Genomic DNA, 21,250 nt, shown 5'->3' on the forward strand with positions numbered 1-21,250 from the left:
GCGGATTTTTCCCCCTGAACGCCAAGCGAGAGCGTTATCGGAGACCCGCGCGGAAATCAACGAGAGACACCTCGCGGCCCGAAGGCACCGAACGTACCCCCGTGTGGCCAAACGTGGACGCCATAAACGCTACCCCACCAAAAAAGGCAAACATCAAGGCGTTCGACATCAGGGTCCGGCCACCATCAGAATCCTCGCACCTAGCCTAAGTTAGTGGCATTGGGTCGGAGGCGTGCGTTGATCATTTTTGCCGGGCAGGCGGTCGACTTTCAGCCTTGTGTCGGGTGACTTGCGCTCGCTTCCCTGTTTTGCCCGAGTGGTCGGGTTTAGCCGCGGCGGTTGATGTGATTCGGCATTGCGCGCACGGGTTGGCATGGCCGGGGTCGGGAAGTGTCGAAGCCCGCGCTGCGGGAACCGGCGGGGCGCGGTGATGTCACGCGATTGTCGGCGGCGCGGAGTTCTGGCCGGTGTCGCGAATTCCGCGCTCGGCGGCATTTCCGGCTTGTATGTCCTTTGTGGACCTAGTGGGACTGGACCGCCAGCCAGGCGAGGGCGGCGACGACCGTCATGCCGGTGTCGTTGGGGTGCAGGGGGGCGGCGGGGGAGTCGGGGCGCAGGGGCTCGACCCAGCGGTCTTCGGCGGATTGGCAGGCGTCGTGGTTGGTGGCGTAGGGGTAGGGGTTGATGAAGGTGGCGCCTGCCTGGCGGGCGGTTTCGGCCAGGGCCTGGTTGAGGGCGCGGCCCGTTTGGTCGAAGTAGGCGGTGTCGCCCGCGGCGAAGGGGACCAGGGGCCAGCAGCCGGGGCCGTCGGGGAGGATGCGGAGGTAGCCGACCACGAGGATGGTCGCGCGGGGGACGCGTTTGTGGATCTCGCCGAGGGTCTTGGCCACCCGGGTCCTGGCGACGGCGCGGACGCGGTTCGCCAGCTCGTCCGTGCCGCTCGCGGTGTAGTGCGCCTTGCACGGCGCGCCGGTGGGGTCGGTGGCCCCCAGCCTGCCGCAAGTGGACAGGATCTCGCCGAAGCCGATGTCGTTGCCGCCGATGGTCAGCGTTACCAGGTCGGTCTCGGGTCGCAGCGCGTCGAACTGGGGCGGGTTCTCCCCGCCGTACACCTGTTGCGGCCTGGTCATCTCGGCCGTGGTCGCGCCGCCGCAGGTGACGTCGGTGAACCGGCGCACGCGCAGCCACCGGGCCAGCTTGCCCGGGTAGTTGTGGTCCGACCGCCCGCAGCCCAGCGGGGTCCCGTTCTGCGTCGGGATCCCCGGGCCGGACGCGTACGAGTCGCCCAGCGCCACGTAGTGGCGGTACCGCGTACGCGGCCTGCTCTCGTCTCCGGCGGCCGAAAAGGACTGACCGCTCGCTGTCTGGGAGGTGGTGGCCGGTGCGGTGGTGGGCTGCGCGGACGCCGCGGGTGCCGCGGCGGTGGTGATCGTCAGCAGGGCCAGGACCAGGGTGGTGGCGCGCATGCCGTTGATCGTCACCCGTCCGGGTGGAACAGGCAACCGCCCCCGTGTTCCAGATCGTGGAAGGTCTGCCCGTCGTCCGGTCGGCGCAGCTAGCTTGCTCTATACGGCTGTCCAGCTGGAACGAGCCGCCGGTACCGCGCACGAGAGCTAGGAGAACCGATGACCGACTCCGCCGCCTGGTCGTTCGAGACCAAGCAGATCCACGCGGGCGCCGCGCCGGATCCGACCACCGGTGCCCGGGCCACCCCGATCTACCAGACCACCTCCTACGTCTTCCGCGACAGCCAGCACGGTGCCGACCTGTTCAGCCTCGCCGAGCCGGGCCACATCTACACCCGGATCATGAACCCCACCCAGGACGTGCTCGAACAGCGCGTCGCGGCGCTGGAGGGCGGCGTGGCCGCCCTCGCGTTCGCCTCCGGGTCCGCGGCCACCACCGCGGCGATCCTCAACCTCGCCGAGTCCGGCGACCACATCGTCTCCAGCCCCTCCCTCTACGGCGGCACCTACAACCTCTTCCACTACACGCTGCCCAAGCTCGGCGTCGAGGTCAGCTTCGTCGACGACCAGGACGACCTCGACGCCTGGCGCGCCGCGGTCCGGCCCAACACCAAGGCCTTCTTCGGCGAGAGCCTGGCCAACCCCGGCAACAACGTCTTCGACATCCGCGCCGTCGCCGACGTCGCCCACGAGGTGGGCGTGCCGCTCATCATCGACAACACCGTCCCCACCCCGTACCTGCTGCGCCCGATCGAGCACGGCGCCGACATCGTCGTGCACTCGGCCACCAAGTACCTGGGCGGCCACGGCACCACCATCGCCGGTGTCCTGGTCGACGGCGGCACCTTCGACTTCGGCGCGCACCCCGACCGCTTCCCCGGCTTCACCCAGCCCGACCCGAGCTACCACGGCCTCAAGTACTGGGAGGCCCTCGGCCCGGGCGCCTACGCCGCCAAGGCCCGGATCCAGGGCCTGCGCGACACCGGCGCGGCGATCTCGCCGTTCAACGCGTTCCTGATCATCCAGGGCATCGAGACGCTGTCGCTGCGCATCGAGCGGCACGTGGCCAACGCCAAGGCCATCGCCGAGTGGCTGGAGCAGCGCGACGAGGTGGAGAAGGTCTACTACGCCGGTCTGCCCTCCAGCCCTTTCCACGCCGCGGCGCAGAAGTACCTGCCGCGCGGCGCGGGCGCCATCGTCTCCTTCGACCTGCGCGGCGGCGTCGAGGCCGGGCGCAAGTTCGTCGACGGCACCGAGCTGTTCAGCCAGCTCGTCAACATCGGCGACGTGCGCAGCCTCATCGTGCACCCGGCCAGCACCACGCACAGCCAGCTCGCCGAGGAGGAGCAGCTGGCCAGCGGCGTGACCCCCGGCCTGGTGCGGCTCTCCGTGGGCATCGAGAACGTCGAGGACCTCCTCGCCGACCTGGAGGCCGGCTTCCGGGCCGCCAAGGCCGAGCTGTGAGCACCCCTCCCCCTCCCGCCACCGGCGCGTGGCGGGAGGGGGACCCGCCCGGTCGCCGCCGGTGGGTCCCGCTGCCGGGACCGGTGCCGGGCGCCCGGATCGCCTACGAGACCTGGGGCGAGCTCAACCCCGACCGCACCAACGCGGTGCTCGTGGAACACGCGTTGACCGGCGACAGCCACGCCGCGGGCCCACCCGAACCCGGCCACCCCACCCCGGGTTGGTGGGACGGGCTGATCGGCCCCGGTCGCGCGGTCGACACCAACCGGTACTTCGTCGTGTGCCCCAACGTGCTCGGCGGCTGCCAGGGCACGACCGGACCGGCCAGCCAGGCCGCCGACGGCTGGGCCTGGGGCAGCCGGTTCCCGTCGATCGGCATCCGCGACCAGGTGGCCGCGGAGGTCGTCCTCGCCGACGCGCTCGGCGTCGACCGCTGGGCCGCGGTGCTCGGCGGCTCCATGGGCGGCATGCGGGCCCTGGAGTGGGCCGTGGCCACCCCGGACCGGGTGGCCGCGCTGCTGCTGCTCGCCTGCCCGGCCGCCGCCTCCGGCGAGCAGATCGCCTGGGCCGCGCCGCAGTTGCACGCCATCCGCGCCGACCCGCGCTGGCGCGGCGGCGACTACCACGACACCCCCGAGGGCCCCTGGGACGGCCTCGGCGTGGCCCGGCGGATCGCCCAGGTGACCTACCGCAGCGAACCCGAGATCGCCCACCGCTTCGGCCGCGCGCGCCAGCCCGACGGCCGGTTCGCCATCGAGTCCTATTTGGACCACCACGCGGCCAAGCTGGCGCACCGCTTCGACGCGGCCAGCTACGTGCTGCTCACCGAGGCCATGAACGGCCACGACGTCGGTGTCGACCGCGGCGGGATCCCGGCCGCGCTCGCCCGGGTCACCGCGCGCACCGTCGTCGCCGGAGTGGACAGTGACCGGCTCTACCCCTTGGCGCAGCAGCGAGAACTCGCCGACGGCATCTCCACCGCCGACGGCCTGCGGGTCATCACGTCGCCCGCGGGCCACGACGGCTTCCTGACCGAGACCGCCCAGCTCGCCGCGCTGCTGAAGGAAATCCTGTAGCGCGAGGCCGTTCCCCATGGTTTCTCCCTTGTCCGGGACGGCTTCTCCGCCCACTGGGACAAGGTTAGGGAAACCGGTGGGGATTTCGCCAAGCCCGTCCACCGGCCTGTGGACAACTCGCGATCTTGATCGGAGATCGCCTGCTCAGGACGCGTCGCGCAGCCAGCCCGGGACGGGCAGTCCCCGGTTGACGCACTCGTCCGACAGCCGCAGCGTCCAGCGCAGCGCCTGCACCATCAGCATCGCCATCTCCTCCGGCGCCGCGTTGGTCAGCGCGATCTCGATCTGCGCCTTGGCCGCGTCCGTGTCGCCGTGCACCTCCGCCAGCAGCGTGCGCACCGCGGTCCGCACGGGAGGGTCGGCCTCGTCGATCGGCACCTCGTGGCCGTCGTCGTCGTAGACCTGCATCTTGACCGGCGCGGTACCGCCCGCGCCGAGCGCGGCCACCATCGCACTGCACTCGTGGAAGAGCATCAGCATCAGCTCACGGGCGTCGACGTGGCTGTCCGGCGCGGACCGCACCGCGGCCGCCACCCGGTCGAGGGCACCGTCGTCCTCACCCGCGCGCATGGCGGCCAGGGCTCCGGCGGCGGCCTCGGTGAGCCTGCGCCTGCGGTTCGGATCGGACTCGCTGTGGGCGTCCACGTCCTCATCCTGCAACAGCGGGCCGCCGCGCGGGGAGATCACCCAGGGGCGATTCGCTCAGTTGGCGGTGGGCCGCAGCCGCGCCAGGATGTCCTCGACGTCGCCGGGACCGCCGAACGCGGGCCCCTCACCGGTGCGCACGCCCTGGTCGGCCCACCAGCGGGCCTCCGCGTGGTCCCGGACGCCCAGCACGCCAACGGACGTGCCCAGCGACTCCAGCGCCTCGATGAGCCGCAGCGTGGCCCGCATCGGCACGGCGTCGCGCGGCAGCCAGTCCGGGCGCCAGTTCTCGAACGGGTCGGCGAGCACGACCGTGCGCACCCCGAACCGCTCCACCATGGCGATCTCGCGCGGGCCGCCGTTGAAGCCGTGCAACGCGGTGACCACACCGATGTCGCTCAACGTGCGCAGATTGTCCTGCGCGTCACCACGCCCCGTGAGCACCGTAGTGGTGTCCAGCGCGATCTCCAGCAACCCCGGCGCCACACCCGCGCGCGATACCGCGGTGTTCACCGTCGCGGACAGGTCCGCGTCCGCCGACTGCAACGCCGAGAGGTGCACCCGGTGCACGGCCTCGTCCGGATCCGCCGTGCCCGCGAACAACGCCTGCCACACCGGCACGCTCTCGGTGGACTTGGCCAGCAGCCACGGTCCCAACGGCACCGACAGACCGGTCAGCTCCGCCAGCTCTGTGGTGGAGTCCACGCCGTCGAGCCCCGTTGTGCGCGCCAACGCGCGAACCCGGACCACCTTGCCGTCGGACAGCCGCACAACCGGCTGGTAGGCGAGGTCCAGTTCCCCGTTCTCCCACGCCGCGGGTAGCGCTGTCGCGGACTCACCGACCTTGCGCGCGGCCCGGTCCGCATGGGCGTCGAACTCCGCCCATTGGTACCGGCCGGTGGAACGCGCGTACCGCAACGCCGCGTCGGCCGCGCGGAACATCTCGGTGCTCGACATCTCCGACGGCTTGCACCGCACAACGCCGATCGTGGCGCTCACCGCCAACCCGAGCCGACCGTCGTACTCCGGTTCGGACAGCTCCTGGTTGATGCCCTCGACCAGCTTGGACACCGGCGGCGCGGCCGTACCGTGCGCGATGAGCACCGCGAACTCGTCACCGCCGATGCGCGCCACTACGGCGTCGTGGCCGTCTACCGCGTTCATCAGCCGACCGGCGACCGACCGCAGCACCCGGTCACCGGCCTGGTGCCCGTGCGTAGTGTTGATCAGCGAGAACGCGTCGAGGTCCAGGCACAGCAGCGTCAGCAGGTGCCGCGGCGACGTCTGGCCGTGCATCGCCTCCAGCCGCGACTGGAAGTGCAGCCGGTTCGCCGCGCCGGTCAGCGCGTCGTGCAGGTTCTGGTGGCTGAGCTGGTTGCCCAACAGCATCAGCTCGCTCAGGTCCTGCACCATCGTGACCCGGTAGCGGGTGGCGCCGTTGTCGTCGTGCAACAGCGATGTGGTCAGGTACACCCACGCCGACTCGCCGTTGGGCCGCACCAGGCGCCTGCGGTCCGCCTCGCCGAACACCGGCAGCTCGTCGGAGTCCTCCACCGCGATGAACTCCGCGAGCGCGCGGTTGGGCAGTTGGTCGGCCGGACAGCCCAGGATCGCCGCCAGCGCCGGGTTGACCTCGACGAACGTGCCGTCCTGCTCGGTGATCGCGATGCCGATGGCCGAGGCGGTGAACACCTCGCGGAACCGGTTCTCGGTGGCCCGCCGGTCGCGCTCGGCGCGCTGCTTGGCGGTCAGCAGCGCGAGTTTCATGTTCTCCTGCTGGGCCAGCGTGCGCCTGCGCAGCGCGGCGGCGTAGCCCGCGGCCACGGCGGCCAGCAGCGGCGCCACCGAGCGCGCGCCGTGCCCCGCGTCGGCCAGGCCGTCGGCGAGCACCCGCAGCGACCGCTCCAGCGTCGCCTCGCCGGTGAGCGCGCCCTCGACCATCAGCTCGCCGACGCGGCTGCCCGCGGCCGCGTCGAACGGCTCGGCGGCCAGCGCGGTGGTCAGCCTGCCGAGGAGGCTGCGCAGCAGGTCCTCGATCTCGGCGGCCGACCGCGGCACGTAGGCGGTCGCGGCGACCACGCTCAGCCAAGCCCGGACCAGGTCAGGGTCCGGGGCACCGGGTTGGTCGGGTTCGCTCGGCATCGCTGTTCAGTCGTCGTGGTTCGCGGTCGTTCAGATCTTGCGGCCGACCCCGGCGTAGATACCCGCGCGGTTGGGTTCGCCGCCGTCGTCGAGGTCCGGGTCGGGCTGCCACAGCGCGGTCGGCACGATGCCCGGCTCGACGACCTCGAAGCCGTCGAACAGCTCGGTGATCTCGGCGTGCGAACGCGGGTACATGGGATCGCGGCTGGACTTCATCACCTCTACCACGCGGTCCATCTCCGCGGGCATCAGATCGCGGGTGAATTGCGAGAACGAGAGGTAGCTGCCGGGGACCAGGGCGTCGCGGTACTCGGCGACGATCCGGCGCGGGTCCTTGGCGGGCGGCACGAAGTGGAAGACCCCGGCCATCAGGAGGCCGATGGGCTCGGTGAAGTCGAGGAGTTCGCGGGTGGTCTCGGCGTCGAGGATGTCGCGCGGTCGGGTGAGGTCGGCCTGCACGATGGTGGCGAGTGGGTTGTCCGCGAGCATGAGCGTGCTGTGCGCGTACGCGACCTCCTCGTAGTCGACGTACACCACTCGCGTGGTGGGGTCGGCCTGCTGGGCGATCTCGTGCACGTTGCCGACGGTGGGGATGCCGGAGCCGAGGTCGAGGAACTGGCGCACCCCGCGCTCGATCATGAACAGCACCGAGCGGCGCAGGAACGACCGGTTGTGCCGGGCGATCTCCCGGGCGTTCGGCTGCGCCTTGATGAAGCGTTCGGCCAGCTCGCGGTCGTGGGCGAAGTTGTGCGCGCCACCGAGCAGGTAGTCGTAGAGCCGCGCGGCGCTCGGTCGTTCAAGATCGATCCCCTCCGGCACCCAGTCGGCCACCGCGTCCATGCGCCCACCCTCCACGTCGGTGTGTGACGGGGAGGTTACTCACCCGACAGGGTAACCGGCCAGGTGTCGAACGTCGTGGCGCGACCGGGACGTTCGGCACCCGATCGGGGCGCCGCCGGACGGGTGATGGGTGGCCCGCCAATGCTGGGAATTCCTGGCGTTCGGTGGCTGGGGGTGGCTCGTTCGGGATGGGCTCGGCCTGCGCGCGGCTTGTGGCGGCTCGCGATGCTGTCGGCTTCGTGCGCGGGTTCGGGGCCGGGGATGATCTTGAAATCCTGGGTTGTCCACATGCTCGGGACTTGCGCACAGGTTTGGGAAAGCGGCTTCCAGCGGCCTGAACTGCGGCGATAGGCTCAAGGCGGGGCCTGCCCCGGGTGGGCGGGGCTTTGTGTCGGGGGCGGTGGGGGATCTTGAAAAAGGTGGTTGGCCGGGCTTGTTGTGCGGCTGGGGGTTTGGGGTCAGGGGGTGTGTGGGTGAGGGCGGCGCTTGTTGTGCGGCTGGAGGTTGGGGCTAGAGGGGGGCGTGGGTGAGGGCGGTGAGGGCCATGCCCGTGAGGAGGTCGGCCATCTGGGCTCGGTCCAGGTGGCGGCTGTGGGGGGTTGAGTTGATCAGCCCGAAGACCGCGTGGGCGGCGGCGCGGGCGGTGGGTTCCTCCGTCGTCGGCACGGCCGCTCGGATGACCTCCACCCAGATCTCCACGTAGCGCCGCTGCAGGGCCCGGACCTTGCGCCGGTCCGGGTCGGTCAGGTTGCCCAGGTTGCGCTCCTGCACCGTGATCAGCGCGGGGTTGTCCAGGGCGAAGTCGACGTGGAAGCGGACCAGGTCGCCGAGGGTGTCGTGGGGGCCGCGGGCGCTGTCGACGCGGGTTTGGCCGCCGTCGAGGAGGACCTCGCTGATGGCGGTCAGCATCTCGCCGAGCATGGCGTCCTTGGAGCGGAAGTGCCGGTACAGCGCCGGGCCGGAGATGCCCACCGCGGAACCGATGTCGTCGATCCCCACCCCGTGGAAGCCGTGCCGGGCGAACAGTTCGGCGGCCGCGGCGAGGATCTGCTCGCGGCGCGTCGGCTTGTCCGGGACGGGCTCCGCTGCTGGTGACACCCCGCCATCGTATGGCAGCGCGGTTAGCGACCACTAACCGTCATCCCGGGCACCCGGGAGTGGGGAAAGTTAACCAACTAGTTTCTTGCTTGGTTTTCGCCTGGTAGTGATGTGTCTGTCGGGATTCCCTCCACCACCGGAGGCAGGAAGATGCGTGTCCCCCGTTCCCTTCCGATCATCGTCCTCACCGCCTTATCCCTGCTCGGTCTGACGACCCAGGCCGCCGCCGCGCCGGGAAAGTACGTCGCTCTCGGTGACTCCTACTCCTCCGGGCTCGGTGCCGGGAGCTACGGCAGTAGCGGCGACTGCAAGCGCAGCAGCAACTCCTACCCGCAGCTGTGGGCCAACGCCCACGGCCCGTCCGCGTTCTCGTTCGTCGCCTGCTCCGGCGCGCGGACGCAGGACGTGCTCAACAACCAGGTCGGCGCGGTGACCGCGGACACCGCGCTGGTCACCATCTCCATCGGCGGCAACGACGCCGGGTTCGCCAGCGTGATGACCGACTGCAACCTCAGCTCGGACGCCACCTGCGTCAGCCGCAACGAGACCGCGCAGAACTACGCCCGCAGCACCCTGCCGGGCCTGCTCGACGGGGTCTACGGCCAGATCCGCGCCAAGGCCCCGAACGCGCGCGTGATCGTGCTCGGCTACCCGCTCATCTACAAGCTCGGCGGATCCTGCATCGTCGGGCTGAGCGAGACCAAGCGGGCCGCCATCAACCAGTCCTCCGGTGTGCTGGCGTCGGTGATCTCGGGCCGGGCCGCGGCGCACGGCTTCACCTTCGTCGACGGCCGCACCGCCTTCTCCGGTCACGAGATCTGCGCGTCCGGGGCGCGGTGGCTCAACAGCGTGACCTTCCCGATCGAGGAGTCCTACCACCCGAACACCGCCGGTCAGAGCGGCGGCTACTACGCCGCCCTCCGCGCTGTGACGGGCTGACCGCCCGAATCAGTTCGTAAGACGCCGGATCACGCGAACAGCGTGGTCCGGCGTCTTGGCGTCCAGCCCGGGCGCACCTGGTCACGCTGGTGGTTGGTAGATCGGGTGGACTTGCCGCCTCGGCTGGACCCCGGGGTTAGCGAGCGCTAACATTGGATCGCTGGTTAACGCTGGCTAACTGTTCGAGGGAGCGAGATGGACGCGCCTGTGCTGCGCAGTGCGGCCGACCCCGGCGACGACGGCTTCCAGCGCAACGCCAAGAACCACGGCGAGCTGGTCGACGACCTGCGCGAACGCCTGGACCGCGCGGCCGAGGGCGGGCCGGAGAAGGCCCGCGCCCGGCACGTCGCGCGGGGCAAGCTGCTGCCCCGCGACCGGGTCGACTCGCTGCTCGACCCCGGCTCGCCGTTCCTGGAGCTGTCCCCGCTGGCCGCCACGGGCCTCTACGACGACGACGCGCCCGCCGCCGGGATCATCACCGGGATCGGGCGGGTGTCCGGTCGCGAGGTCGTAGTGGTCGTCAACGACGCGACGGTCAAGGGCGGCACGTACTACCCCATGACGGTCAAGAAGCACCTCCGCGCGCAAGAGGTCGCTCTTCAGAACAACCTGCCGTGCGTCTACCTGGTCGACTCCGGCGGCGCGTTCCTGCCCAAGCAGGACGACGTCTTCCCCGACCGCGACCACTTCGGCCGCATCTTCTACAACCAGGCCACCATGTCCGCCCAGGGCATCCCGCAGATCGCCGCCGTGCTCGGCTCCTGCACCGCGGGCGGCGCGTACGTGCCGGCGATGAGCGACGAGGCCGTCATCGTCCGGGAGCAGGGCACGATCTTCCTCGGCGGCCCGCCGCTGGTGAAGGCCGCGACCGGCGAGGTGGTCAGCGCCGAGGACCTCGGCGGCGGCGACGTGCACTCCCGCGTCTCCGGCGTCACCGACCACCTGGCCGACGACGACGCGCACGCCCTGAAGATCGTCCGCTCGATCGTGAGCACCCTCGGCCCGCGCGCCGCGCGCCCGTGGGAGGTCGCGCAGACGGAGGAGCCCGCGGTCGACCCGTCGACCCTCTACGGCGTCGTGCCCACCGACTCCCGCACCCCCTACGACGTCCGCGAGGTCATCGCCCGCGTGGTCGACGGCAGCCGGTTCCGCGAGTTCAAGAAGGAGTACGGCTCGACCCTGGTCACCGGCTTCGCCCGGATCCACGGCCACCCGGTCGGCATCGTGGCCAACAACGGCGTGCTCTTCGCCGAGTCGGCCATGAAGGGCGCGCACTTCATCGAACTGTGCGACCAGCGGTCGATCCCGCTGTTGTACCTGCAGAACATCACCGGTTTCATGGTCGGCCGCGACTACGAGGCGGGCGGCATTGCCAAGCACGGCGCCAAGATGGTCACCGCGACGGCGTGCGCGCGCGTACCGAAGTTCACCGTCGTCATCGGAGGCTCCTTCGGCGCCGGCAACTACTCCATGTGCGGAAGGGCCTATTCGCCGCGTTTTCTGTGGATGTGGCCCAACGCGCGGATCAGCGTCATGGGTGGTGAGCAGGCCGCGTCCGTGCTGTCCACGGTCCGCCGCGACCAGATCGAGGGTAGCGGCGGTGCCTGGTCGGCGGACGAGGAAGAGGCGTTCAAGGCCCCGATCCGCGACCAGTACGAGGAGCAGGGCAACCCGTACTACTCCACCGCGCGGCTGTGGGACGACGGTGTGATCGACCCGGCGGACACCCGCCAGGTGCTCGGCCTCGCGCTGTCCGCGGCGGCCAACGCGCCACTGGAACCTGTCCGCTACGGCGTCTTCCGGATGTGAGCATGTTCTCCAGCGTTCTGATCGCCAACCGGGGCGAGATCGCCGTCCGGGTCATCACCACCCTGCGCCGCATGGGCATCCGCTCGGTGGCGGTCTACAGCGACGCGGACGCGGGCGCCCGGCACGTGCGTGAAGCCGATGTCGCGGTGCGCCTTGGTCCCGCTGCGGCGCGGGAGAGCTACCTGGCCATAGACAAGGTCGTGGCCGCCGCGGTGCAGACCGGCGCGGAAGCGGTGCACCCCGGATACGGGTTCTTGGCGGAAAACGTCGAGTTCGCCCGGGCGTGCGCGGAGGCCGGTCTTGTATTCATCGGGCCACCGGTAGGCGCTATCGACGCCATGGGCGACAAGATCCGCGCGAAGCTCACCGTGAGCGCGGCGGGCGTACCGGTGGTCCCCGGCCGCACCGAGCCGGGTATGTCGGACGACGACTTGGTCGCCGCAGCGGGCGAAATCGGCTACCCGGTGCTCTTGAAGCCCTCCGCCGGTGGTGGCGGTAAGGGCATGCGGTTGGTGGAGGAGTCGGAGGGTCTGCGCGCGGCCATCGAGTCGGCCCGCCGTGAGGCCCGGGGCTCCTTCGGCGACGACACGCTGCTCATCGAGCGGTTCGTGCTGCGCCCCCGGCACATCGAGATCCAGGTCCTCGCCGACTCCCACGGGCACGCCGTGCACCTCGGTGAGCGCGAGTGCAGCCTCCAGCGCAGGCACCAGAAGATCATCGAGGAGGCGCCGTCCCCGCTGCTCGACCCGGCCACCCGGGCCAGGATGGGCGCGGCGGCGGTGGAGGCGGCCAAGGCCGTCGACTACAGCGGCGCGGGCACGGTGGAGTTCATCGTCTCCGCCGACCGGCCCGACGAGTTCTTCTTCATGGAGATGAACACCCGGCTCCAGGTCGAGCACCCGGTCACCGAGCAGGTCACCGGTCTGGACCTGGTCGAGCAGCAGGTCCGGGTCGCCGCCGGGCACCCGCTCGACCTCACCCAGGAGGAGGTCGCGCTGACCGGCCACGCCATCGAGGCCCGCGTCTACGCCGAGGACCCGACCACCGGCTTCCTGCCCACCGGCGGTCGGGTCCTCGGCCTCCGTCACTCGACGGCGGACTGGGCGCGGCTCGACTCCGGGCTGCTGCCCGGATCCGTGGTCGGCTCGGACTACGACCCGATGCTGGCCAAGGTCATCACCTGGGGCCGCGACCGCGCCGAGGCGATCGACCGGCTCTCCGCCGCGCTCGGTGAGACCGCGGTCCTTGGCGTGCGCACGAACGTCACCTTCCTGCGCGCTTTGCTGGCCGACGCGGACGTGCGCGCGGGCAGGCTCGACACGCAGCTCGTCGAGCGCCGCTTGGCCGAGCTGACCAAGGCCGAGGACGTGCCGGACGAGGTCTTCGCGGCTGCCGCGCTGGACGAACTGCTTGCGCTGCAACCGAGCGGCGCGGTGGTCGACCCGTGGGACGTGCCGAACGGTTGGCGCGTCGGGCGTCGGGCGGCGGTGGTGCTGCGGATGACCAGCGGTGAAAGGGAAGTAACCGTCCGCGTGACGGGGACGCCGGGTGCGGCGCGGGTGTCGGTCGACGGACACGAGCCGGTGCCTGCCGCGGTGTCCCGTGTGGATGGTGAACTGGTCGTCAACCACGGCGGCCGCAACCTCCGCTACGCCACGGCCCGCGACGGCGACACCCTGTGGCTCGCCGCGGACGGGCGGTGCTGGGCGGTCGCCGAGCACTCGGTGCTGGAGGGGGCCTCGGCCGCGGCGGGCGCGGGCGGTCCCATCACCAGCCCGATGCCGGGCACGGTGCTGGTGGTCAAGGTCTCGGTGGGCGAGCACGTGGCGGCCGGGACGCCGCTGCTCGTGGTCGAGGCGATGAAGATGGAGCACACCATCACCGCGCGGGTCGACGGTGTGGTCTCCGAACTCCCGGTGCACGCGGGCCAACAGGTCGCGCTGAACCAAACGCTGGCCGTGGTAACCCCATCGGAGGACTGACGTGATCGACCTGACGCTCCCGGAAGAGCACGAGGCGCTGCGCAAGACCGTGCAGGAGTTCGCCAGGGAGGAAGTGGCCCCGGTCATCGGCGACTTCTACGAGCGGGAGGCGTTCCCGTACGGGATCATCGCCAAGATGGGCGCCATGGGGCTGTTCGGCCTGCCCATCGGCGAGGAGTACGGCGGCATGGGCGGCGACTACTTCGCGCTGTGCCTGGCCCTGGAGGAACTGGCCAGGGTGGACTCGTCGGTCGCGATCACCCTTGAGGCGGGTGTCTCACTCGGCGCGATGCCGCTGTACCGCTTCGGCACCGACGAGCAGAAGCAGCGCTGGCTGCCCGCGCTCGCGGCGGGGGAGAAGCTGGGCGCGTTCGGCCTGACCGAGCCCGGCGGCGGCTCGGACGCGGGCGCCACCCGGACCACCGCCCGGCTCGACGGCGGCGAGTGGGTCATCAACGGGTCCAAGGCGTTCATCACCAACTCGGGCACGGACATCACCGAACTCGTCACCGTGACTGCGGTGACCGGCACCAAGGACGACGGCCGCAAGGAGATCTCGGCCATCATCGTCCCGGCGGGCACCCCCGGGTTCACGGTGGCGAAGAAGTACTCCAAGGTCGGCTGGAACGCCTCGGACACCCACGAACTGGCCTTCGACGACGTCCGGGTACCGGCGGAGAACCTGCTCGGCGCGCAGGGCCGCGGGTACGCGCAGTTCCTGTCGACCCTGGACGAGGGCCGCGTGGCCATCGCCGCGCTCTCCGTCGGCCTGGCGCAGGGCTGCGTGGACGAGTCGCTGAAGTACGTCGGCGAGCGCGAGGCGTTCGGCCGCAAGATCGGTGAGTACCAGGCGATCCAGTTCAAGATCGCCGACATGGAGACCCGGGTCAACACGGCTCGCCTGGCCTACTACGCGGCCGCCGCGAAGATGCTCAAGGGCCAGTCGTTCAAGAAGGAAGCGGCCATCGCCAAGCTGGTCTCCTCCAACGCCGCCATGGACAACTCCCGCGACGCCACCCAGATCTTCGGCGGCTACGGCTTCATGAACGAGTTCCCGGTCGGCCGCTTCTACCGCGACGCCAAGATCCTCGAAATCGGCGAGGGCACCAGCGAGGTCCAGCGCATGCTGATCGCCCGGGAACTGGGCCTGAAGTAGTGGCCTAAACCTTGCGGGCCAGGCCCGCGTAGGCCATGGCCTTGGCGGGGTCGCCGGTCTGCGGGGACTCGGGGCGCCATAAGGGGGTCCAGACCACGCCCGGGGGGATCAGTTCCAGGTCGCCGAACAGGGCCGTGACCTCGTCCCGGGTGCGGGGTACGGCCGACGAACCCGAGTTCCGGTACAGGTTTATGACGTCCTGGGAGTTCTCCGGGGTCGAGTCGACCGTGCCGTGGGTGATGGCCAGGTGGCTGCCCGGTGTCATCGACTCGATGTAGCGGTTCACGGCGGCGTGCGGCTGCTCGATGAAGTGCAGGACCGCGACCATCAGCACCGCGATGGGCTTGTCCAGGTCGAGGTGACCGTCGCCCGCCGCGGCGAGCACCGCGTCGGCGTCGTTGAAGTCGGCCAGGACCGCCGCCGCGCCCGGGGTGTCGCCCAGTTCGATCTCGCTGTGCGCGACCGCTATCGGGTCGTTGTCCACGTACACGACCCGCGCGCCCGGGGCGGTCTCGTGCACGTTGCCGACGGTCGGGATGCCGGAGCCGAGGTCGAGGAACTGGGTGATGCCCTGCTCCGCGCAGTACCGCACGGCCCGGCGCAGGTAGGCGCGGTTGATCTTCGCCGCCTCGGCCGCGCCCGGCATCGCCTGGAGGATCTTCTCAGCCAGCGCGCGGTCCGGTTCGAAGTTGCACGCGCCGCCGAGCAGGTAGTCGTAGATCCGCGCCGGATGCGCTCGGTCCGGATCGATCTCGGTCACCACTGCCTCCCCGCTGCGCCTGCCACCGGGCAGAATACTAGCCAGTCTCCTGCCGCCGGGGAGGAGTCGATCACCCGACTGGAGCAAGGGGCCCCCGGGGTGCGCACACCTCGGGGGCCCCTTGTGGACTGTCACATGTGGACGGACGGTCCGGCGGTCTTCAGTTCCTCCGGCACGCCGGGGCGCAGGATGAACGCGCACAGCACGCCGCCGACGGCGAACAGGATCGCGCTCCAGGTGAAGGCCGCGCTGTAGCTGGCGACCTTGGCCGCGGCCAGTTCCTTGCCCTCGGACATCGCCGCGACGGCCGCGCTGGAGGCGATGGTGCTGAACAGCGCGGTGCCGATCGAGCCGCCGATCTGCTGGACCGCGTTGATCGCCGCCGAGGCCACGCCAGCGTCGTGCTCCTCGACGCCCGCGATGCCCACGTTCATCGCCGAGGCCATGGTCAGGCCGATGCCGAAGCCGGAGACCAGCAGCCCGGGCAGCACGCCCGAGGCGTAGGTGCTGGTCGGTTCGAGCAGACCGAGCAGGCCGATGCCCGCACCGGCCAGGATCATGCCGGTCGGCACCAGCGGGCGCGGGCCGACCTTGGGCAGCAGGACCGTGGTGGCCACCGTGGCGCCGACCATCAGCGTGCCGATCATCGGCAGGAAGCCGACGCCGCTGGCGACCGGGGAGAAGGCCAGGTTCTGCTGCATGAAGAAGGTCAGGAACAGGAAGATGACGAACATCCCCGCGCACAGCACGAAGATGGACAGGAACGACCCGCCGCGGTTGCGGTGCAGCAGGATGCGCAGCGGCAGCAGCGGGTGCTCGACGCGCTGCTGCCAGTAGACGAAGAAGACCAGCAGCACGGCGCCCGCGGTCAGGAAGCCCCAGCTCTCCGGCGCGCCCCAGTCGTAGGTCGGCACGTTGCCCAGGCCGTAGACCAGGGCGAACATGCCGCCGGTCGCGGCCACGACACCGATCAGGTCCAGCTTCGGGCGGTTCTCCGCGGTGCTGCCCGAGAGCAGCGCCGCGCCGCCGAACAGGCCGACCGCGGCGAAGATCAGGTTGACGAACATGCACCAGCGCCAGTCCAGGTACTCGGTGAGCACGCCGCCGAGCAGCAGGCCGATCGCGCCGCCCGCGCCGGAGATGGCACCGAAGATGCCGAACGCCTTGCTGCGCTCCTTCGGGTCGGTGAAGGTGGTGGTCAGCAGCGACAGCGCGGCGGGGGCCAGCAGCGCGGCGAACACGCCCTGCCCGACGCGCGCGGCGACGAGCATGCCGAAGCTGTTCGCGGCACCGCCGACCGCCGACGCCAGCGCGAAGCCCGCGACGCCGACCAGGAAGGTGATCTTGCGGCCGAACAGGTCGGCCACCCGGCCGCCGATGAGCAGCAGGCTGCCGAAGCTCAACGCGTAGCCGGTGATCAGCCACTGCTGCTGGGTGTCGGAGAACCCGAGGTCCTTCTGGGCCGACGGCAGCGCGATGTTCACCACGGTGGCGTCCAGGATGACCATGACCTGGGCGATGGCGATGATCGCGAGGATCCACCAGCGCTTGCCATCGGTCGCGTCCGCGCGCCCCCCGGCGGCTTGTGTCTCTAGTGAGTCGGACAGAGTCAAGGCAGTCCCCCTGCTATGGATGTCCACTGTGGTGTCGTGGCGACGCTAACACAGAAGCGGAGGAAGTTTCTCCGCTTAACCGCTAAGCTGAGAGCGTGACATCAGACACCCCGACGGAGCATCGGCCGCTGCGCGCCGACGCTGAGCGAAACCGCGTGCGGCTGCTCACCGCGGCCCGCGAGGTCTTCGCCGCGCACGGTCTCGCCGTGTCCCTGGACGACGTGGCCAGGCACGCGGGCGTCGGGGTCGGCACGCTCTACCGCCGCTTCCCCAACAAGGACGCCCTGGTCGACGCGGTCTTCGACCACGCGCTCGACGAGCTCTTCGCGGCCGTGGCGGACATCGCCGCCGACCCGGACCCCTGGCGCGCCATCACCCGGCTCGTCGAGGAACTGGTCCGCAGGCAGTCGGCCGACCGGGGGCTGTACGAGATCTGCACCAAGGTCGGCCTCGGGCGCATGGAGCGGATCACCGCCCAGTACGTCCCGATCGTCGACACCCTCGTCGCCCGGGCGCGGGCCGAGGGCACGCTGCGGCCGGACGTGGCCCCGTCCGACATCGCCGTGCTGGTCATCATGGTGACGGCCACCGCGGAGGCCACCCGGGCCGCCGACCCGGACCACTGGCGCCGCTACCTGACCCTGCTGCTCGACGGCCTCCGCGCCCCGGGCACCACCCCGCTCCCGGTGGCGGCACTGACCCACGAGGAACTGGAGGTCGCCATCCGCGACGCCCGGTTCTAGGACCTGGGGAGCTGGGGCTCGATGAGTTCGGCGATCTTGCCTGCCAGCTGGCAGGCCTTCGCGCGGTCGACCCCGGCCACCGCGTTGGCAGAAGCGCGCGTGGTCTTCGTGACCGCGATGGTCACCGCGCAGTCGCCACCGGAGGTGCTCAGGTGAGACTGCACTGCTTTGCGGCCGTTGATGTCCGGGAGTGGCTTGTTGTTGATGTCGTCGGGCAAGTCGTCTATGCCGAGCGCGTCGTACAGCCCGACGGAGAGGATCAAGGTGTACTCCGGGCCGCGGACCAGCCACTTGCAACCGCGGGCGGGGCCGACGTCGTCGGGTTTCCCCTTGTCGGTGATGCCCAGGTCGCTCTTGGCGGCGCTGGTGAGCATGTCTGAGCAGGGGTCGAGGTCGGCCAGCGTGCCGCCGCCCTGCTCGGACGGTTGCCCGGTACTGGTCGTGGTCGGGGGCGTGCTCGCCGCCGAGGCGAGCGGCGTGCCCGGCGTGGTGCTCGAGCACGCGGGAACGGTCACGGCGACCGCTGACAGCAGGATGAGTCCCAGGGCGGTTGTACGTGTGGTCATGGTTCCGGGTGGGTCCTATTCGCCTGGGCCGCTCTGTCCGACCACGTGGGCGGCCTTCTGGTCGGTGCCTGCATAGTTTGCCATCGCCGTGGTGATCGCGGATTGGGCGTCAGTGAGCGAAGCCCGGAGTTTGAGCAGTTGGGTGACGAACCCCCGATCGTCGGTCGCGACCTGGACCATGAATGGTTTCATGATCTCGGCGTTGTTTGACAAGCCCAACTTCGGGGTTTGCGAAAGCTTGCCGAAGGTGTCCTGTTGACCGTCGATCCAGTCGATGAGGTTGCGGATTGCGGTCAGCAGCGCCTGCCCGCCGGTCTCGCTCACCGTGAAGCCACCGCTGTTGGCGGCGGCTACCAGGTCGGCGATACCCGCGCCCGCAGGGCCGCCGACGTGGGGTTTGTCTACGTACATGGGTTACCTCCCCGCGACGGGGAGATCGTAGCGGGCGCGGGGAGCGGCGCCAGGGCTACTTCAGCTCTGTCGAGGACTTGTCCAGGATTCGGCGGGCGATGATGAGTTGTTGGATTTGCTGGGTGCCCTCGAAGATGTCCAGGATTTTGGCGTCGCGGGCCCATTTTTCCAGGAGGGAGTTCTCCGTGTAGGCGCCCGCCAGTTCCACGCAGCGGAGGGTGATTTCGGTGGCGGTGCGGCCCGCTTTGGCCTTTGCCATGCTGGCCTGCAGGGAATTGGGTTCGCGGTTGTCGGCCAGCCACGCCGCTTCCATGGCCAGGAGGCGGGCGGCCTCCCAGTCGGCTTCCAGGTGCAGGAACGTCGCCGCGGCGGCGGGTTGGGTTGTCCAGGGGCGGTCGTAGTCGATGTCGACGCCCGCCTCGTTGAGGAGGGCGCGGGTTTCCTCCAGCGCGGCGCGGGCCACGCCGATGGCCATGGCGGCGACCAGGGGGCGGGTGTTGTCGAAGGTCTGCATGACGCCCGCGAAACCCGTGTCGATGTCCGGGCTGCCCAGCAGGTTGTCCCGGTGTACCCGGACGTCCGTCAGCCGGAAGTGGGCCGTGTCGGACGCGCGGATGCCGAGCTTGCTCTCCAACCGCACGAGTTCGAAGCCGGGGGTGGTTCGGTCGACGACGAAGGATTTGATCGCGGCCCTGCCCTTCGAGCGGTCCAGGGTTGCCCACACCACAACGCAATCCGCGCGTTCGCCCGCGGTGACGAAGATCTTCTCGCCGTTGAGGACGTAGTGGTCGCCGTCGAGGACGGCGGTGGTGCGGATAGCGGCTGAGTCCGAGCCGGTGTCGGGTTCGGTGATGGCCATGGCCGCCCACTTGCCCGCGTAGCGGGCCAGTTGCTCGTCGTTCGCGACCGAGGCGATGGCGGCGTTGCCCAGGCCCTGGCGCGGCATCGACAGGAGCAGACCTACGTCGCCCCAGCACATCTCCATCGTGCCGAGCAGCAGGCGCAGGTTGGCGCCGTTCTGGTTTCCCCTTTTGGCCACGGTTTCCCGGCGTACGCCACCCGCGCCCGCGCCGCCGCCGGACGCGGAGAGGCCGTCCAGGAGGGCGGCGAGCAGGTCGAGTTCCTTCGGGTAGGTGTGTTCCTCCCGGTCGTACTTGCGCGAGTTGGGGCGGAAGAACTCCGCCGCCGCCTGGTGGGCCTGGTCGACGAGTTGGGCGAACTTCGCGGGGACCTCAAGGTTGATCATCAGACGAGCACGATCCCCTCGACCACGCCGACCGCCCGCAAATCGCGGTACCAGCGCTCCACCGGGTGCTCCTTGACGAAACCGTGGCCGCCCAACAACTGGACGCCGTCGTCGCCGATCCGCATGCCGTGCTCCGCGCACTGCCGCCTGGCCAGCGCCGCCTCCCGCGCGAACGGCTTCCCCTGCTCCGCCAACGCCGCCGCCCGGTAGGTCAGCAGCCGCATGCCCGCCAGCTCCGTCGCCATGTCGGCCACCTTGAACGCCACCCCCTGCCGGTGGCTCACCGGCTCGCCGAACGCCACCCGGTCGTTCACGTACGGGATCACGTAGTCCACCACCGCCTGACCCGTCCCGACCGCCAGCGCGCTCCACGCGATCCGGGACAGCCGAACGCATTCCGCGTAGTCACCGGTCAGCACGGCGGAGGCGGGCAACGACACCCGCGCCAGCCGGACCCGCCCGGTGCCCGCCGCGCGCAACCCCATCGCGGGCTCCGGCTCGACGGTGATCCCCGCGGTTCCCGCCTCCACCAAGAACAACGCGGGCCCACGACCGTCCACATCGGCCGCGACGACGAACAGCTCGGCGTCGAGGGCCCGGGGGACGAGCGACTTCACGCCGTCCAGCACGAATCCGCCGGGTGTGCGGTAAGCCCTGGTGCGCAAGGAAAACGGATCGAACAACGCCCCCGGCTCCTGGACCGCCAACGCCGCGACGGGCACGTTCTCGCCGGTGAACGCGGGCAGGTACGTCGCCTGCTGGTCCGCGTCGCCCCACAGCGCCAGCGCCGTGCCGACCGCCGACGGCGCCAGGCAGGCCACCGCCAACCCCAGGTCCCCGTGCGCCAGCGCCTCCGCGACCAGCGCGTTCGTCACCGCCGACCGTTCCGTGCCCAACCCGCCCAGCGCCTCCGGGACGCCGAGCGCCGACACCCCCAACTCCGCCGCCCGCGCCACCACCTCGACGGGCGGCGCGCACGCCGCGTCCGCCGCCGCGGCGGCTGGCCGCACCCGCTCCGCCGCGAACTTCTCGACGGTGGAGCGGATCATCCGCTGTTCGTCGGTCGGCGTCAGGTCGAACAACCCGCGCTCCGGCGCGTCGGGCAACCGGCTCACCCCGCGCCCGCGCACGGCGGTGAACACCCGCCCGGCGGCGGTGAACCCGACCCGGGTCGCCTCGTGGACCCCGCGCTCGACCGGCTTGCGCAGCCCGAACCGGTCCAGTGCGGACGCGCCCGCCAGTCGGTTGAGGACGGCCAGCGCCGCGCCCATGGCATTGCGTCGACCAGCGTTTC

18 protein-coding genes are annotated in these 21,250 nt (G+C 70.7%); 7 read left to right on the plus strand and 11 right to left on the minus strand.

The window, feature by feature from the left end; genetic code table 11:
- Window positions 1-521: 521 nt before the first annotated feature.
- Window positions 522-1,466 carry an SGNH/GDSL hydrolase family protein gene (locus CLV40_RS35905; protein WP_146108406.1) on the minus strand — a complete coding sequence of 315 codons (945 nt, stop codon included), beginning with the start codon at window positions 1,464-1,466 and terminating at the stop codon, window positions 522-524.
- Between the two features lie 159 nt (window positions 1,467-1,625).
- Between CLV40_RS35905 and CLV40_RS35910 the strand changes: the two genes are divergently transcribed.
- Window positions 1,626-2,930 carry a bifunctional o-acetylhomoserine/o-acetylserine sulfhydrylase gene (locus CLV40_RS35910; protein WP_104483498.1) on the plus strand — a complete coding sequence of 435 codons (1,305 nt, stop codon included), beginning with the start codon at window positions 1,626-1,628 and terminating at the stop codon, window positions 2,928-2,930.
- Window positions 2,927-4,006, plus strand: a complete 1,080-nt coding sequence (gene metX, locus CLV40_RS35915; protein ID WP_104483499.1) for a homoserine O-acetyltransferase MetX — start codon at window positions 2,927-2,929, stop codon at window positions 4,004-4,006. The genes CLV40_RS35910 and metX overlap by 4 nt, the downstream gene beginning before the upstream one ends.
- A gap of 144 nt (window positions 4,007-4,150) precedes the next feature.
- On the opposite strand, the gene CLV40_RS35920 is transcribed toward metX, so the two are convergent.
- The 4 genes from CLV40_RS35920 to CLV40_RS35935 form a co-directional block, all read right to left on the minus strand.
- Complete coding sequence (locus CLV40_RS35920) at window positions 4,151-4,576, minus strand: hypothetical protein (protein WP_245931806.1); 426 nt, start codon at window positions 4,574-4,576, stop codon at window positions 4,151-4,153.
- A gap of 132 nt (window positions 4,577-4,708) precedes the next feature.
- Window positions 4,709-6,793 (minus strand): diguanylate cyclase domain-containing protein, encoded by a 2,085-nt coding sequence (locus CLV40_RS35925; protein WP_104483501.1) that lies wholly within the window; start codon window positions 6,791-6,793, stop codon window positions 4,709-4,711.
- A 30-nt stretch (window positions 6,794-6,823) separates the two neighbouring features.
- The gene (locus CLV40_RS35930; protein WP_104483502.1) at window positions 6,824-7,633 is read right to left on the minus strand and encodes an SAM-dependent methyltransferase; all 810 of its coding nucleotides are present in this window, start codon (window positions 7,631-7,633) and stop codon (window positions 6,824-6,826) included.
- Between the two features lie 510 nt (window positions 7,634-8,143).
- Window positions 8,144-8,731 carry an SACE_7040 family transcriptional regulator gene (locus CLV40_RS35935; protein ID WP_104483503.1) on the minus strand — a complete coding sequence of 196 codons (588 nt, stop codon included), beginning with the start codon at window positions 8,729-8,731 and terminating at the stop codon, window positions 8,144-8,146.
- 150 nt (window positions 8,732-8,881) lie between these two features.
- Here CLV40_RS35935 and CLV40_RS35940 point away from each other — a divergent pair, with 150 nt between their 5' ends.
- The 4 genes from CLV40_RS35940 (at window position 8,882) to CLV40_RS35955 (ending at window position 14,617) form a co-directional block, all read left to right on the plus strand.
- On the plus strand, window positions 8,882-9,670 hold the full coding sequence (locus tag CLV40_RS35940) for an SGNH/GDSL hydrolase family protein (RefSeq protein ID WP_104483504.1): 789 nt from the start codon (window positions 8,882-8,884) through the stop codon (window positions 9,668-9,670).
- A 195-nt stretch (window positions 9,671-9,865) separates the two neighbouring features.
- Entirely contained in the window at window positions 9,866-11,479 is a 1,614-nt protein-coding gene (locus CLV40_RS35945) for a carboxyl transferase domain-containing protein (protein ID WP_104483505.1), read from the plus strand.
- Between the two features lie 2 nt (window positions 11,480-11,481).
- The gene (locus tag CLV40_RS35950) at window positions 11,482-13,461 is read left to right on the plus strand and encodes an acetyl/propionyl/methylcrotonyl-CoA carboxylase subunit alpha (protein ID WP_104483506.1); all 1,980 of its coding nucleotides are present in this window, start codon (window positions 11,482-11,484) and stop codon (window positions 13,459-13,461) included.
- A 1-nt stretch (window position 13,462) separates the two neighbouring features.
- Window positions 13,463-14,617 (plus strand): acyl-CoA dehydrogenase family protein, encoded by a 1,155-nt coding sequence (locus CLV40_RS35955; RefSeq protein ID WP_104483507.1) that lies wholly within the window; start codon window positions 13,463-13,465, stop codon window positions 14,615-14,617.
- A 4-nt stretch (window positions 14,618-14,621) separates the two neighbouring features.
- On the opposite strand, the gene CLV40_RS35960 is transcribed toward CLV40_RS35955, so the two are convergent.
- Both CLV40_RS35960 and CLV40_RS35965 read right to left on the minus strand, forming a co-directional pair.
- Window positions 14,622-15,377 (minus strand): SAM-dependent methyltransferase, encoded by a 756-nt coding sequence (locus CLV40_RS35960; protein ID WP_245931803.1) that lies wholly within the window; start codon window positions 15,375-15,377, stop codon window positions 14,622-14,624.
- A 131-nt stretch (window positions 15,378-15,508) separates the two neighbouring features.
- Window positions 15,509-16,984: an MFS transporter gene (locus CLV40_RS35965; RefSeq protein ID WP_245931807.1), complete on the minus strand. Its 1,476-nt coding sequence runs from the start codon at window positions 16,982-16,984 to the stop codon at window positions 15,509-15,511.
- A gap of 101 nt (window positions 16,985-17,085) precedes the next feature.
- Here CLV40_RS35965 and CLV40_RS35970 point away from each other — a divergent pair, with 101 nt between their 5' ends.
- A complete protein-coding gene (locus CLV40_RS35970; protein WP_104483510.1) occupies window positions 17,086-17,733 on the plus strand; it encodes a TetR/AcrR family transcriptional regulator in 648 nt (215 codons plus the stop codon).
- Here CLV40_RS35970 and CLV40_RS35975 read toward each other — a convergent pair.
- From CLV40_RS35975 to CLV40_RS35990, 4 genes are read right to left on the minus strand one after another with little or no spacing between them, the layout of a single operon-like run.
- The gene (locus CLV40_RS35975) at window positions 17,730-18,299 is read right to left on the minus strand and encodes a DUF3558 domain-containing protein (RefSeq protein WP_104483511.1); all 570 of its coding nucleotides are present in this window, start codon (window positions 18,297-18,299) and stop codon (window positions 17,730-17,732) included. The genes CLV40_RS35970 and CLV40_RS35975 overlap by 4 nt on opposite strands.
- A gap of 15 nt (window positions 18,300-18,314) precedes the next feature.
- Window positions 18,315-18,710, minus strand: a complete 396-nt coding sequence (locus CLV40_RS35980) for a hypothetical protein (protein ID WP_104483512.1) — start codon at window positions 18,708-18,710, stop codon at window positions 18,315-18,317.
- A gap of 55 nt (window positions 18,711-18,765) precedes the next feature.
- Window positions 18,766-19,956: an acyl-CoA dehydrogenase family protein gene (locus CLV40_RS35985; RefSeq protein ID WP_104483513.1), complete on the minus strand. Its 1,191-nt coding sequence runs from the start codon at window positions 19,954-19,956 to the stop codon at window positions 18,766-18,768.
- On the minus strand, window positions 19,956-21,227 hold the full coding sequence (locus CLV40_RS35990; protein WP_104483514.1) for an acyl-CoA dehydrogenase family protein: 1,272 nt from the start codon (window positions 21,225-21,227) through the stop codon (window positions 19,956-19,958). The genes CLV40_RS35985 and CLV40_RS35990 overlap by 1 nt, the downstream gene beginning before the upstream one ends.
- Between the last annotated feature and the right edge of the window lie 23 nt (window positions 21,228-21,250).

Origin of the sequence: Actinokineospora auranticolor (genome assembly GCF_002934265.1) — a bacterium.
Taxonomy (GTDB): Bacteria; Actinomycetota; Actinomycetes; order Mycobacteriales; family Pseudonocardiaceae; genus Actinokineospora; species Actinokineospora auranticolor.

What these genes read in the sequence shown, in the direction of transcription:
- CLV40_RS35925 (WP_104483501.1), bottom strand. Translation starts at nt 6,793, where the DNA reads ATGCCGAGCGAACCCGACCAACCCGGTGCCCCGGACCCTGACCTGGTC.
- CLV40_RS35985 (WP_104483513.1), bottom strand. Translation starts at nt 19,956, where the DNA reads ATGATCAACCTTGAGGTCCCCGCGAAGTTCGCCCAACTCGTCGACCAG.
- CLV40_RS35975 (WP_104483511.1), bottom strand. Translation starts at nt 18,299, where the DNA reads ATGACCACACGTACAACCGCCCTGGGACTCATCCTGCTGTCAGCGGTC.
- CLV40_RS35905 (WP_146108406.1), bottom strand. Translation starts at nt 1,466, where the DNA reads ATGCGCGCCACCACCCTGGTCCTGGCCCTGCTGACGATCACCACCGCC.
- CLV40_RS35910 (WP_104483498.1), top strand. Translation starts at nt 1,626, where the DNA reads ATGACCGACTCCGCCGCCTGGTCGTTCGAGACCAAGCAGATCCACGCG.
- CLV40_RS35945 (WP_104483505.1), top strand. Translation starts at nt 9,866, where the DNA reads ATGGACGCGCCTGTGCTGCGCAGTGCGGCCGACCCCGGCGACGACGGC.
- CLV40_RS35920 (WP_245931806.1), bottom strand. Translation starts at nt 4,576, where the DNA reads ATGCGCGCGGGTGAGGACGACGGTGCCCTCGACCGGGTGGCGGCCGCG.
- CLV40_RS35930 (WP_104483502.1), bottom strand. Translation starts at nt 7,633, where the DNA reads ATGGACGCGGTGGCCGACTGGGTGCCGGAGGGGATCGATCTTGAACGA.
- CLV40_RS35980 (WP_104483512.1), bottom strand. Translation starts at nt 18,710, where the DNA reads ATGTACGTAGACAAACCCCACGTCGGCGGCCCTGCGGGCGCGGGTATC.
- CLV40_RS35990 (WP_104483514.1), bottom strand. Translation starts at nt 21,227, where the DNA reads ATGGGCGCGGCGCTGGCCGTCCTCAACCGACTGGCGGGCGCGTCCGCA.
- CLV40_RS35950 (WP_104483506.1), top strand. Translation starts at nt 11,482, where the DNA reads ATGTTCTCCAGCGTTCTGATCGCCAACCGGGGCGAGATCGCCGTCCGG.
- CLV40_RS35940 (WP_104483504.1), top strand. Translation starts at nt 8,882, where the DNA reads ATGCGTGTCCCCCGTTCCCTTCCGATCATCGTCCTCACCGCCTTATCC.